The organism is Vampirovibrio chlorellavorus (assembly GCF_003149375.1).
Lineage (GTDB): Bacteria > Cyanobacteriota > Vampirovibrionia > Vampirovibrionales > Vampirovibrionaceae > Vampirovibrio > Vampirovibrio chlorellavorus_B.
Genome location: NZ_QFWH01000006.1, coordinates 66,444 through 79,246 on the forward strand (window position 1 = coordinate 66,444; position 12,803 = coordinate 79,246).

General features: G+C 56.1%; 10 protein-coding genes. 6 read left to right on the forward strand and 4 right to left on the reverse strand.

The features are described from left to right. Positions 1–3: 3 nt before the first annotated feature. The 4 genes from DF283_RS08900 (at position 4) to thrB (ending at position 4,074) form a co-directional block, all read left to right on the forward strand. Positions 4–1,176 (forward strand): N-acetyltransferase DgcN family protein, encoded by a 1,173-nt coding sequence (locus DF283_RS08900; RefSeq protein WP_303674418.1) that lies wholly within the window; start codon positions 4–6, stop codon positions 1,174–1,176. 47 nt (positions 1,177–1,223) lie between these two features. After that, positions 1,224–2,285, forward strand: a complete 1,062-nt coding sequence (locus DF283_RS08905; protein WP_303674419.1) for a dipeptide epimerase — start codon at positions 1,224–1,226, stop codon at positions 2,283–2,285. Beyond that, positions 2,285–2,611, forward strand: coding sequence for a DMT family protein (locus DF283_RS08910; RefSeq protein ID WP_303674420.1), 327 nt, complete (start codon positions 2,285–2,287; stop codon positions 2,609–2,611). Before DF283_RS08905 ends, DF283_RS08910 begins: the two co-directional genes overlap by 1 nt. A gap of 539 nt (positions 2,612–3,150) precedes the next feature. Continuing rightward, positions 3,151–4,074, forward strand: coding sequence for a homoserine kinase (gene thrB, locus DF283_RS08915; protein WP_303674422.1), 924 nt, complete (start codon positions 3,151–3,153; stop codon positions 4,072–4,074). Positions 4,075–4,223: 149 nt separating this feature from the next. Here the strand turns inward: thrB and thrC are convergent, their stop codons facing one another. The 3 genes from thrC to DF283_RS08930 all read right to left on the reverse strand — a co-directional run bounded on the left by thrC (position 4,224) and on the right by DF283_RS08930 (position 7,036). Then, positions 4,224–5,291: a threonine synthase gene (thrC, locus tag DF283_RS08920; RefSeq protein WP_303674423.1), complete on the reverse strand. Its 1,068-nt coding sequence runs from the start codon at positions 5,289–5,291 to the stop codon at positions 4,224–4,226. Further along, positions 5,291–6,622 carry a homoserine dehydrogenase gene (locus DF283_RS08925; RefSeq protein ID WP_303674424.1) on the reverse strand — a complete coding sequence of 444 codons (1,332 nt, stop codon included), beginning with the start codon at positions 6,620–6,622 and terminating at the stop codon, positions 5,291–5,293. The genes thrC and DF283_RS08925 overlap by 1 nt, the downstream gene beginning before the upstream one ends. A gap of 207 nt (positions 6,623–6,829) precedes the next feature. After that, positions 6,830–7,036, reverse strand: a complete 207-nt coding sequence (locus tag DF283_RS08930; RefSeq protein ID WP_303674425.1) for a hypothetical protein — start codon at positions 7,034–7,036, stop codon at positions 6,830–6,832. A 307-nt stretch (positions 7,037–7,343) separates the two neighbouring features. Between DF283_RS08930 and DF283_RS08935 the strand changes: the two genes are divergently transcribed. Beyond that, positions 7,344–7,865 carry a nucleoside 2-deoxyribosyltransferase gene (locus DF283_RS08935; protein WP_303674426.1) on the forward strand — a complete coding sequence of 174 codons (522 nt, stop codon included), beginning with the start codon at positions 7,344–7,346 and terminating at the stop codon, positions 7,863–7,865. 174 nt (positions 7,866–8,039) lie between these two features. Here the strand turns inward: DF283_RS08935 and DF283_RS08940 are convergent, their stop codons facing one another. Next, positions 8,040–8,915 carry an SDR family oxidoreductase gene (locus tag DF283_RS08940; protein ID WP_303674427.1) on the reverse strand — a complete coding sequence of 292 codons (876 nt, stop codon included), beginning with the start codon at positions 8,913–8,915 and terminating at the stop codon, positions 8,040–8,042. Between the two features lie 219 nt (positions 8,916–9,134). Between DF283_RS08940 and DF283_RS08945 the strand changes: the two genes are divergently transcribed. After that, entirely contained in the window at positions 9,135–12,785 is a 3,651-nt protein-coding gene (locus tag DF283_RS08945) for a PAS domain S-box protein (protein ID WP_303674429.1), read from the forward strand. Positions 12,786–12,803 lie beyond the last annotated feature (18 nt).

Below are 12,803 nucleotides of genomic sequence, written 5' to 3' on the forward strand. Positions count from 1 at the left end.
AGCATGGCAAGTTTCAGCGTGGAAAATTTGGACGGTGCGGCCAGTTTTCCCAACCCCGGCAGTACGCCTTTAGTGATCCTGTCCGAAGGTTGCTTTGGGCAATCTCAGTCCAAGCTGGCCTTGGGCGTTATTCGCTACGGACAATGGCCCATTACTTCGGTCCTCGATAGCACTCAGGCCGGTCACACCGTGCGAGACATCACCCGCCTGCCCTGCGACGCCCCCATTGTGGCCACCCTGGAGGAGGCGCTGGCCCTTGGCCCCAAAGCCCTGTTGATTGGCACGGCCCCACCGGGCGGGCAACTGCCCCCGGCCTGGAAAGCGATTTTAAAAGCAGCCATTGAAAACGGCTTACACATTATTAATGGCTTGCATTTTTTCCTGAAAGAAGAGCCCGATCTGGTGAGTCTGGCCCAGCAGCATGGCATTACGCTGTGGGATGTGCGGGACCCGGCGGCTTATGGTCGGCATCGCTTTCAGGAGATCAACCACCAGCACCCTCGGCCGGAGCATTTAAAAGTAATCACCATGGTGGGCGCCGATTGCGCCGTGGGTAAAATGCACACCGCCCTCGAATTGTGCCATCAGGCCCGTCAGCAGGGGGCCTCCAGTGGATTTGTGGCCACTGGGCAAACCGGCATCCTCATTGCCGGACGCGGGGTCCCGCTGGATCGGGTCATTGGGGATTTTATGGCCGGTGGCATAGAACGCTGTATTCAGGATGAAATTGCCAGCCTGACCCCCACCGGCAAGCAAAACTCTTCGCATTACCTGTTTGTGGAAGGGCAAGGCTCTTTGCTGCATCCGGCCTATTCCGGGGTGACCCTGTCCCTGCTGCATGGGTCTAATCCGGATGCCATGATTTTATGTACGCAGGCTGGACAAACCCACATTCGCAACTACCCGCAGGTGGCTATGCCCCCGGCCCGGGAACTGATTCAGCTCTATGAAACAGCGGCAAGCTGGGTGCGTCCCGCTGGACAGCCCAAAGCCCGGGTGGCAGGCATTGCCGTGAATACTTCCGCCCTGTCTGAGGAGGAAGCCGAGCGTCATCTGCATCAACTTCGACTGGAAACGGGCCTACCGGCCACCGACCCGGTGCGCTACGGCGTACAACACCTGTTGGAGGCGCTGGCCGTGATTCCGGTACAAAACACCGCCGATTCGCTGGCCTGACCCATTCACTTTTCTGATCTGGCACACAACCACAAGGATGTAATCTCGTGCAAATTCACTATCAAAGGCTCACCCTGCCCTATGAGTTTACCTTTACCATTTCCCGGCAATCCAACGCCGAAAGCACCACGGTGATTGTGACGCTCCATGCCGACCACGAGGGGAAAACCTATCAGGGGCAGGGGGAAGCGGTTCCTTCCAGCTTCTACGGGGAAGATGCCGAGTCCGTGTGCCGCTTTTATGACCAGCTGAATGGCGACGGTGTTTTGAGCGATTTAAGCCCGTTTGAAATTCAAAAACTACAGGCCCGCTTTGAGAAAATTCCCGGGAATTTAGCCGCCAAATCGGCCATTGATCAGGCTTTTTACGATCTGCAAGGCAAAATTCTAAACCTGCCGGTGTGGAAGCTGTGGGGACTGGATGCGACCCAAGCTCCCAAAAGCTCCTACACCATTGGCATTGCCGATCTGGATACCGTCAAACGGAAAACCGAAATCGCCCTGTCCCGGGGCTACGATGTGTTAAAGGTCAAGCTGGGTTCGCCTCAGGATGCCCCGCTGTTTGAGGCCATTCGGGCCCTGGCCCCCCATCCTCAGGTCACGTTGCGGGTGGATGCCAACGCCGCCTGGGAGGTCCAGGATTTTCTCAACATCGCCCCCCTGCTGAGTGAAAACCATGTGGAGTTTGTAGAAGAGCCCCTCAAGCTGACCTGCACCGATGCGGATTATGAGCGCCTGAAGGCGGAAAGCCCCTTGCCCCTGATGGCCGATGAAAGCTGCCACACTCTGAAAGATATTCCCCGCTGCGCCCGGTATTTTCATGCCATTAACTTAAAGCACACCAAAACCGGGGGACTGACGGAGGCCCTGCGCATGATCCATGCGGCCCGGGCCCACAATTTGCGCATTATGCTGGGCGGCTTCGGGGAAAGTTCCCTGTCGGTGACTGCCTTTGCCCAACTCAGCCCCTTGGTGGATTACTGCGATTTGGACGGGGCCCTGCTGATGGGCGAAGATCCCTATGAAGGGATTGTGTTTGAAGGCAGCCGGTTTTACCTGCCCCATCGCCCCGGGCTGGGCGTGATTCCCCGCATTCCGGTGACCGGCTGATGTGGCCGATTGTGTTGCTGACCCTGTCCAACGTGTTTATGACCTTTGCCTGGTACGGACACCTCAAGTTTCGTAGTTCGCCCCTGTGGATCGTCATTCTGGTGAGCTGGGGCATCGCCTTTTTTGAGTATTGCCTGCAAGTGCCCGCCAACCGCATGGGGTACGGGCAGTTCAGCGGGGCCCAGTTGAAAGTGATGCAGGAAGTGATCACGCTGGTGGTGTTCGCCCTGTTTTCGGTGTTTTACCTGAAGGAAGCCTTCAAGTGGAACTACGTGGTGGGCTTTGTCCTGATTGTGCTGGCCGTGTTCGTGGTATTTCGGGAATAATTCCGCAGTAAGCGGCAATAAGCATTGACAAAGCTGCCTGAGGGCAATAAAAAAGCCCTTCCATCAGAAGGGCTACGAGTGGTAAAGCGTGGAAAGTACGTTTGAGCTATCGGTTTAATTAATGGTGATATCAACATCATAATGAGGACCCCGGGGATGCGAATATCACCCGGGCGGCTAGAGATACCACCCCACCTGGCTAGGGCGATTTTTTTAAAAAGAAAAACCCTTTACAGAAGACCTGCAAAGGGTACGAGTGGTAAAGCGTGGAAAGTACGTTTGAGCTATAGGGTTTAAACTTGTTTCAATAAATATATATTATGTTTTTTTAACCATTTGTTATATTGCCCGTGTGTGTACATTTTTTGCTTCAGTCCGGTTAGCCACACGGGCAGTCCCGACTGCTCCGGGTAGTAACTGATCGGGAAGGGGCGTTCCTCGGGACGCCGGCCCTATCCGCTTGTCCGGTGTGTTTGCGCTACACTGTTGACCTACAGTGTTGCAGTCTGCTAATCGTTGGCTTATAAGGATTCATCGGTATGTTTACGGTTCGCGTTCCCGCCACCATCGCCAATTTGGGGCCGGGCTTTGACAGTTTTGGCATGGCTGTTTCCCTGTACAATGGCTTCGAGTTTCAGCAAGCCCAGCGGGATGGGCTGACCTTTTCTCCGGATGGGGCCGCCGATGTGTCCGCCTTGCAGCGGGCCAGCGATTCGGCTGCTGGGGCGGTGGGTCAAAACCTGCTGTTTGTGGCCATGGATCGGCTGTTTGAAAAAGCGGGGCAATCCCGTCCCCCATTGCAGGTGCGGATTACTGCCGATATCCCGGTGGCCCGTGGCTTGGGGAGTAGTTCCACGGCGGTGGTGGCCGGACTCATCGCTGCCAATCACCTGTTGAATCAACGCTTTGAAATGCCCGAGCTGCTGGCTGTGGCCGTGTCCCTTGAAGGGCATCCCGATAACGTGGCCCCGGCCCTGCTGGGTGGGGTGGTACTGTATGATGAACGGCCCTATCCCCTGCCTTGGCCCTTGGAGTGGCGGGTGCTGACCGTCAGCCCCGATTATGAGGTTCTCACCGAGGAAGCCCGTCGCATTTTACCGTCTTCCGTGGCCATGGCGGATGCCATTTTCAACTTGCGCAAGGCCAGTACGCTGACCTATGCCCTGTTGCGGGAAGACCCCGATGCCTTCCGGGCCAGTTTGCAAGACCGCTTGCACCAGCCCTATCGTCGGCAGTTAATCGCCGAGTACGATGCCATTGAGCGTTTGGTGATGGCCGATGGGGCCTTGGGGATGATTATCAGTGGTTCTGGGTCGACCATGGCCATTTTTTACCCCACCGTCATCCACGCGTTTCTGCTGGAGAAGCTGCAAGGGCTGATTCAGGCTGAAGGTTGGTCGATGACGATCAACGATTTGACCGTGGACACCGAAGGCGCCCAGTTGATGGCTCCGGCTCTCTAGATTTCGCCGAAATTAATTTGAGGTGAGGGGGGCTTTTCCATTCCTTTTTGTAAGACGGCGTGCGCAGCGCAAGCCGATAGGAAGCGCTTGGGGCCATCGTGCCCAGCTTTCTTTGGGGACGCCGGGGCGTGAGAGGGATTCTCTGGGTTTTAGAGTCCGAAGAAGGCGGCCACTTGCTCGGAATCGGCAGGCAGTTGGGCCCGTTGGGGGTGGCCGTACTCAATGGCCGAGTCGGGGTCTTTCAGGCCGTTGCCGGTCAACACGCATACAATGGTGCTGTGGGCCTGCACTTGGGATAACGTTGCGGCCTTTAACAAGCCGGCCACGCTGGCCGCGCTGGAAGGTTCGCACAGAACGCCTTCCCGGCTGGCCAAAAACTGGTAAGCGGCCACAATTTGCGGATCGCTCACAGAATCAATGCGCCCCCCGGAGTCATCCCGGGCCGCTTCGGCCAGTTGCCAGCTGGCCGGGTTGCCAATGCGGATGGCGGTGGCCAGTGTTTCCGGTTTTTCGATTTTATGACCCAGCACAATGGGGGCAGCTCCGGCCGCCTGATACCCGCACATGCGGGGGCGCTTGGAGGAAAGGCCCTTATCAGCGTATTCCTTAAAGCCCATCCAGTAGGCGGAAATATTTCCGGCGTTGCCCACCGGGATGTACAAATCGTCGGGCGCGTCGCCCAGCGTGTCGCATAACTCAAAAGCGCCCGATTTTTGGCCTTGCAACCGGTAGGGGTTGATGGAGTTTACCACGCACACTTTGCCGGTTTCGCCCAGAGCCCGCACGATGTCCAGGGCCTGATCGAAGTTGCCGTCAATTTCCACAATGGCCGCCCCGTACATAATGGCCTGAGACAACTTGCCCAAAGCCACTTTGCCACCGGGCAGGATGATCAGGGTTTTCAGTCCTGCCCGAGCCCCGTAGGCAGCCGCGGCAGCGCTGGTATTGCCGGTGCTGGCGCAGATGATGTGAGTATGGCCATCGGCCACCGCCTGGGATACGGCATAGGTCATGCCCCGGTCCTTAAAGCTGCCGGTGGGATTCAGTCCTTCAAACTTTAAAAAAACCTGCACGCCCGGCTGACCGGATAAACGACTCACTTCCGCCGAGAGTTTGGGGGCGGGAATGAGCGGGGTGTTGCCTTCGTTCAGGCTGATGATGGGAAAATCGGCGGGGAAATCGTAAAAATTTCGGTAACGCTCTAATATGCCAGCCATTACAGAACCCTCAACAGGCAGCCGATATCCCGGGTGCTTTCCTGCGCCCGAATGGCGGAAAGGGCCTGATTCATCTGATCTTCCCGCACGGCTTGGGTGAGCAGCACAATGGATGCCGTCCCATCGGGATTGATACCCTTTTGCATGACCGATTCCAGAGAAACCCCGGCGTCGCCGCAGGCATTGCCCAAATGCCCGATGACTTTGGGCTTGTCCTTGGTGTTCAGGCGCAGATAGTACTTGTTCACCGTTTCTCCCACCGGTTGCAGCTGGGCCGGAATGGCCGGATCGATGACCATGGAGGGAATGGGCTCATTGCCTTTCAGCAAGCCGGTGGCAATGGCCAGAATATCGGCGGCCACGGCGCTGGCCGTGGGCATTTCTCCGGCGCCCCGACCGTAAAACATCACATCGCCCACGGCATCCCCTTTCACGAAGATGGCGTTGAACTCATTTTGCACGTTGGACAGGGGGTGATGGTTGGGAATGAGCATGGGGTGAACCCGAATGTCCAGACGGCCATCGTCGGTCATCTTGGCCAGACCAATCAGCTTGATGACATAGCCCAGTTCTCGGGCGTTTTCAATGTCTTCGGCGGTAATGTGGGTAATGCCCTCCCGATGGATGGCCAGTGGGTCCACCACTTGCTTGAAGGCAATGAGAGACAGCACCGAAATTTTGTAGCCCACATCAAAGCCTTCCACGTCATTGGTGGGGTCGGCTTCGGCAAAGCCTTTGGCCTGGGCTTCTTGCAGGGCCTGCTCAAAACTCCAGCCCTGCTGGGTCATTTTGGTCAGGATGTAGTTGGTGGTGCCATTCAAAATACCGGCGATTTCCTGGATGCGGTTGGCCCCCAGTGAGAGCTTCAGGGGCATGATGATGGGAATACCACCGGCCACGGCCCCTTCAAACAAAAGGCGCACGTTGTGCTGGCGGGCCAGCTCAAACAGTTCGGGGCCGTGCTTGGCGATGAGTTCCTTGTTGGCGGTGACCACGTGCTTGCCATTTCGGATGGCCGCCGTTACCAGATCCCTGGCCAATTCCGCCCCGCCCATCAGTTCCACAATGACCTGCGTTTCCGGATCATTGACCACCGCATGGGGGTCTTGAGACAAGAGATCCAAATCCAGATCATCAATGGTGCGGGTCTTGCTGGCGTCTTTCACCGCAATCTTCTGGAAAAAAATCTCGGGCTGATCCCGAAAAATTTTGAATACGCCTGAACCCACAGTACCGAGGCCAATCATGCCAATCACCACTTTGGGGGAAACGCTGGAGGAGAGGGGCAGGCCGCTTGCGTTCGGCACGGCTTGACTGGACGAGGGGGACATGGGTGGAAACTCCTTTGGGTAGAATCAACGGCAAAGCGAGAGGGCAAAGCGCGAATAAAAAAAGAGTGAATCATAAAACGAAAACGCCATTATCCTAGCACAAGGGCCGTGCCTGATCAGCACGACCCCCGGTATTTGGAAACAAACACACCCTTGCCACCGAAACCATCCCCATTGGCCGCTCCCCGCCGGAGTTCCTTTCCCGCTTTATTTCAGCAGAGACTGGGCCTGATAGCCTACCATCTGCACCAGATCGTGCAGGATGGCCGGGGTGGACCGGTTGCGATAGTTAATGGCGAATGAAGCATACGAAAGCGATTGCTTCGGTTTGGGCGGCGCTTTGGCCGCTACCCGCAAGTAGGGGTTTCCAGGAGCCTGATTTTGCCGTCCTCTCTGTTGAGTTTGTTGTTGCATCCGTCCACATCCTTCCCACAGCATCACACACGCAATGTACCCTGATGACTTCAATGAAATGGTCTTGGGGTTTGGTCCAGCCGTGCTTTTGAATCTCGTCTACGCCCTCAGCGAACGTTGAGATTCGACGCGATGGCTCGCATTGCTCTCACACACGGTATTCCTACCCAAGTACAGCCTACTTTTTAATAAAAACAATCAATCGCTCAAAATTGCCTGCCCGAGATCACTGCCCCGGATCAACTGTCCGCTATTGAAATGACCCAGCGCATTTTCAAGGGGAGGGCTTTCCGCTAAACTGACAACTATGTTAAGTTCCACTGAATTGGTTTACCTTGCCGCCCCTTTTGACACCCCCGAGCAACGCGCTTTTAATCAGCGGGTGGCAAAGCTGGTGCGCTCCTACAACTACCCGCTGTTCATGCCGGAGCAAATTCGTCCGGAGTTGGCTGAAAACGGGGCTCTGGAGCATTGGCAACCGGCGGCTGATCTGGTTTTGACCGGTAACGCCGCCGAAGATCTGGACATTTTGTACACGGAAGCCTGTCTGGACGCCATTAACCGGGCCAACCTGATGATTGCCATATACTACGGCGAGGAATTTGACCCCCTAACCGCCTTCGAGGTGGGCTACGCTCTGGGCCGTCGGGTGAACGTGGTGGCCGTGCAAAACATTCTGGTCCCGGAACTGGCCCGTTGCGGCACGCTGAATCGGCTGAGTTCCCCGCAGTTTTGTTCCCGCATTGTGGTGGCTCCGCACGATGACGAGCGCTTCCCGGATCGCCTGATCCCCATCCTGAATCGCTTTTTCACCCCGCACAAGCTGTAGGTTTAATATTGAGTGGCGTCATCTTTTGACGTGGGATTTGCCATTCTCACTTTGTTTGCAAAAATGCCTCTTATGACAACATTATTCTGGATTCCCGCCTCCGCGGGAATGACAGGTTGAAGCGGGAATAGTAAATTGCGGGATGATCCCGATAAGTTCAAATCAGCCGCTTGCCTAAAGCCCCAGTTGCCGGGCGATAAGCCAATCTCGCACCCGATCGGGAAGCATGCTCAGCAGTCGGCGAATTTGAACCGACAAGCCCAGCGGGTACCGTGTTTTGGCCCGAGGGGCGCTGAGGGCGTGATAGACCGCTTGGGCCACCACGTCGGCTTCGATGCTGTGGGCAGCCGCCTTTTGGGAGGCGGCTTTCACGTGGTCCATGACCTGCCCGTATAACTTGGTATAGTCGGGCGGGTAATGGCTTTCTGCGGTTTTGGCGGTTTGCAGCGATTTGGCCCAGATGGGGGTGTGGATGTTGCCGGGTTCAATCAGGGCTACCTGAATTCCCCAGGGTTTGAGTTCGACACGCAAGGCGTCTGAAAGGGCAGCCAGTCCCAACTTGGAGACCGAGTAGGGGCATAGAAAGGGCAGGGTCATAATCCCCGCCACGGAACCGATATTGACGATCCGCCCCTGACTTTGACGAAGCAACGGCAAACATTGCCGGGTTAAGGTCACCGGGCCGATTAAATTGACGTCCAGTTGGTGCCGCCAATCCGCTAGAGACACAAATTCCAGCGGGCCGCTGATAACCACCCCGGCGTTGTTCACCAGCCCGTTCAGACCAGCGCCGTTTAATGCTTCAGTGATGACGTTGACGGCCTTCTCAATACTGCTTTGGCTGGTTAATTCCAGCGGCACCGGGGTGATGCCCGGGTGCCTCGTTGCCAGTTTGTCGGCGTCCGGGGGGTGACGGTACCCCGCAAAGACCCGGTAGCCTTTTTCGGCCAGAAAGGCGGCGCAACGCAGGCCAATGCCGCTGCTGGCCCCGCTGATCAGTACCGAGGGTGTTGGGGCTTGCTCAGGCGGGGCGGACTGCGATAAGGACATGGGGCGGAGTTACTCCGGTTTGCGCTTGGCCATAGGGCTCCAGCCATTTCAGGGTCTTTCTGGAGGGTCGTGCTGGCACACGGATTATAGCGGTATTTTAAGCGAATTGGCTAATTTAGATGGCAACGTCTTTATGCTTAACTAACGCATACTGTCATTCGGGCGTTTTGTCTTTTTACAGACAACTTCCGCTGGCTTTAGGCCAATTGTATTTAAGCCATGCACGATCAATCAGATTCGGGATTTGAATTTTACTCAGAATCAGCTGGCCGCCCGGTTGAGCCGGATGGTGCTATTTCCCTGAAGGAGGACGTTTCCGCCTTGCGGCGTCAGGCGGAGCTTCAGGGGCGATTTCAGGCGGTTTATAGCCGCTTAAGTAGTGAAGTGGCACAAGCGTTGCCACTGGCCGTGCTGTTGGAGCAGGTAACGCACGATGTGTGCTGGGCCCTGAGCCTGCCGTGCGCGCGCATTCTGGAACTGGCCGACCAGCAGGGCTGGATCTTGCGGGCCAATCAGGGGTGGAACCATCATCCAGTGGATGAACTGCTTCCCTCCGGTTTTGGCCGATGGGCCAGTTATGCCATGTCGACACGCCCTGAGCAGCCTGTGGTTTTTCCGGAAGTTTTAAATGCGGAGCCCCCCGATTTTGGCCAGCCCGATTACCAGGACTTTGCCTGTGGTGTGGCGGTGCGGATAGCAGGGCCGGGCCGGGGCTTTGGCGTTCTGGAAGTGGCGGGCCATGAACCCCGGGTGTTCGATGGTGTTGAATTGGCCTGTTTGCAGACCCTTGGCAATTGGCTGGGCATTTTAATTGAACGAAAAACCCTGGCCACCGAGATGCTGGAGGTGGACGATCGGATGCGGCTGATGATGACGGCCAGCCGAGACGGGATTTGGGAATGGGATCTGCGAACCAGTGAAGTCTATTGGAACGATCGTCTGTATGACATGCTGGGTTTGGAAAAACAGCAAAAGGCCTTGCGCCTTGAGGATGTGGAGTCGTTGTATCATCCGGATGACGTGGCTTTTTTACGCGCCTTTGCCCAGGTGAGCCTGAGTGAGCAAAAGTTGTATGAGTTTGAAATGCGGATGCGGCACGCTAGTGGCGCTTACCGTCTGTTGTATGTCCGGGCCAGCGTGATTCCCAGACGGGATGGCGGCCTGCCCCGAGTGGTGGGTCTGGTTTCCGATATCACGGAATTAAAGGACGTGCGCCAGCAGGTGGTGGAAAGCGAGTCCCGTTTCGAGATTCTGGCCAACGCCACGCCTGCGTTCATTGTGCTGACCGATACCCATGGCAACGCCGTCTATTACAACCGCACCTGTCAGGAGTTCGCCAACGAGTCCAATCAGGAACTGGTGGAAAAGGGCTGGATGCGGTTTGTTTATCCTTCGGAGCTACCAACCGTCAAGGAAATTTACAGCGCCGCCATTCCCAGACAACAGCCGTTTACCTTCGAGTATCGGGCGGTTCGTCCCGATGGCGCCGTTCGTTTTCTCCGAAACAACGGGGTTCCCCGGTTTCAGCCGGATGGTCAGTTTGTGGGGTATATTTTACTGGCCATTGACGCCACCGAGGAGCGTCAATCCAGCTTGCGCATGCAGCGGGTGATGGACGCCAATTTAATTGGCATCCTTTACACGGAAATGGACGGCACCGTGGTGGATTTTAACCAGGCTTTCGAGCAGATGACCGGCTTTACTCGGGATGATCTTGCCAAAGGGTTGAATATGTGGCGTATCACACCGCCGGAGTACATTGATTTCAGCCATGATATGGTGACGGCGTTAAAGGCCACCGGGATATACCGGGCATTCGAGAAGCAGTATTTGCGTAAAGACGGCAGCCGGATGGATGCGCTGGTCACGGTGGCCACGCTGGGGGAGGGGGATAACGCTTCGGCTGTGGTGCTGATTATGGATATTTCTCAGCAAAAGCAGGCCCAGCGGGATTTGCAAAAGAATCTGGAACGGGAACGGCTGAACCGTAACATTCTGGAACTGGCGTCTCAGGCCCGGGATGTACATTGGGTCATCGATCAGGCCATCCGTTTGGTGGGGCAGCAAATGCAGGCCGATCGGGCCCTGATGGTTTACTACAAGCCTCATCCGGAAGGGGCTGGCACGGCGATGGAGGTGTCCTATCAGTATCGAACGTCGGATGATGTTGTGCCTTTCCTGGCTTCGGATTTTTCATCGGCATTGGCGGAATTGACCCGGCTTTATCTCACGGATTGTCTGAAAGCGCTTCCCACCCCCATTACCTCGGTAGACGGGTTCCTGGACTGCATCGCCCAGTGTTTGAAAGATGCCCCGGTCCCCGGGGAGCAGACCCAGGCCGCCTTGTCCGAGTTGAAATCGCTGTTGCTGGAACGGTATCACATTCGATCCTATTTTCGGTTGCCGGTGCGTTATTTGGGCAAGGTGTACGGCGCTTTGAACGTCCAGCATTGCTCCAGTGACCATTTCTGGTCAGAAGACGATCTGGCCGCCCTGCACGATGTGGCCAATTATCTGGGTCTGGTGTTTTACCAGCTGGACTTGCACCAGCAAGAGCAGAAAGTGCTGGAGGAGCTGGAAAAAAGCTACAAGCTCATACACATTATCAGCGACGCCCAAAGCCAGTTTATCGGGGCGCAGGATAACCGTCAGGTCTTTAAAAACCTGCTGAACCGATTGCTGGAGTATACCAACAGTGAGTATGGGTTTATCGGGGAGGTGTTTACGGACAGTGAGGGGCAGCCCTACCTGAAAACCGATTTCTTGACCGATATTTCCTGGAACGAGGAAACCAACCGTCTCTATCAGCAAAGTCTGGAGAACGGCATGGAATTCCATAACCTCAGGACCCTGTTTGGTGCGGTTATGGTGACTGGGCAAGTGGTGATTGCCAACGATCCCGCCCACGATGCTCGGCGAGGGGGCTTGCCTCACGGACACCCCCCCTTGAACGCATTTATGGGGCTGCCCATTTACAAGGGAGAGCAGTTGATTGGCATGGTGGGTCTGGCCAATCGCCCGCAGGGATACGCGGCGGATTTGGCCGATAACCTGGAACCCTACCTGGCGGCTTGCGCCAATCTGATTCTGGCGGTTCGCAGTGAAGCCCTGCGGGATCGCTTGACCCGGGAACTGAAATTGAGCGAGCAGGCCCTGAAAAATTACTCGGCCCGACTGGAATTTAGCAACAAGGAGCTGGAGCAGTTCGCCACGGTGGCCTCTCACGATTTGCAGGCCCCGTTGCGCAAGGTCATGCTCTTTGGGGATTATCTAAAACAGTCTCTGGCCGATCGGCTGGATGAGGAAAGCCTCGATTACCTGAATCGCATGCAGCGGGCCAGCGCCAAAATGCAAACCCTGATCAATGACTTGCTGGCCTTGTCCCGCATCAGTCGCAAGGGAAAGCCCTTTGTGCCGGTGAATTTAAAGCAGGTGGCTGAAGAGGTGGTTTCCGATCTGGAAGGGCTGATTCGGGAAAGCGACGGGAAAGTGATGCTGGGGCCAATGATGACCATTGACGCCGACGGGGTGCAGATGCAGCAGATTCTACAAAACCTGATGGGGAACGCGCTTAAGTTTCATCGACCGGGAGTGCCGCCGGTAATCGAGGTGTCCGCCGTGCCCATTAACGATCAGTTCTGTGAGATTCGGGTGCAGGATAACGGGATTGGCTTTGAGGAAAAGTATCTGGACCGTATTTTTACCCTGTTTGAGCGTTTGCACGGTGATCAGGATTATGGGGGCGGCTCCGGCCTGGGGTTGGCCATTGTCAAAAAAATCGTGGATCGCCACCATGGCCAGGTGACGGCGCACAGTCAGGTGGGCGTTGGCACCACGTTTATTGTGACTTTACCCATTCATCAAGATTAGGTCATCAAAATTAGGGCA

Bases quoted from the DNA above. Each gene is read 5' to 3' on its own strand.
- DF283_RS08940 (WP_303674427.1), bottom strand. From the start codon at position 8,915: ATGTCCTTATCGCAGTCCGCCCCGCCTGAGCAAGCCCCAACACCCTCG.
- DF283_RS08910 (WP_303674420.1), top strand. From the start codon at position 2,285: ATGTGGCCGATTGTGTTGCTGACCCTGTCCAACGTGTTTATGACCTTT.
- thrC (WP_303674423.1), bottom strand. From the start codon at position 5,291: ATGGCTGGCATATTAGAGCGTTACCGAAATTTTTACGATTTCCCCGCC.
- DF283_RS08945 (WP_303674429.1), top strand. From the start codon at position 9,135: ATGCACGATCAATCAGATTCGGGATTTGAATTTTACTCAGAATCAGCT.
- DF283_RS08935 (WP_303674426.1), top strand. From the start codon at position 7,344: ATGTTAAGTTCCACTGAATTGGTTTACCTTGCCGCCCCTTTTGACACC.
- DF283_RS08925 (WP_303674424.1), bottom strand. From the start codon at position 6,622: ATGTCCCCCTCGTCCAGTCAAGCCGTGCCGAACGCAAGCGGCCTGCCC.
- thrB (WP_303674422.1), top strand. From the start codon at position 3,151: ATGTTTACGGTTCGCGTTCCCGCCACCATCGCCAATTTGGGGCCGGGC.
- DF283_RS08930 (WP_303674425.1), bottom strand. From the start codon at position 7,036: ATGCAACAACAAACTCAACAGAGAGGACGGCAAAATCAGGCTCCTGGA.
- DF283_RS08900 (WP_303674418.1), top strand. From the start codon at position 4: ATGGCAAGTTTCAGCGTGGAAAATTTGGACGGTGCGGCCAGTTTTCCC.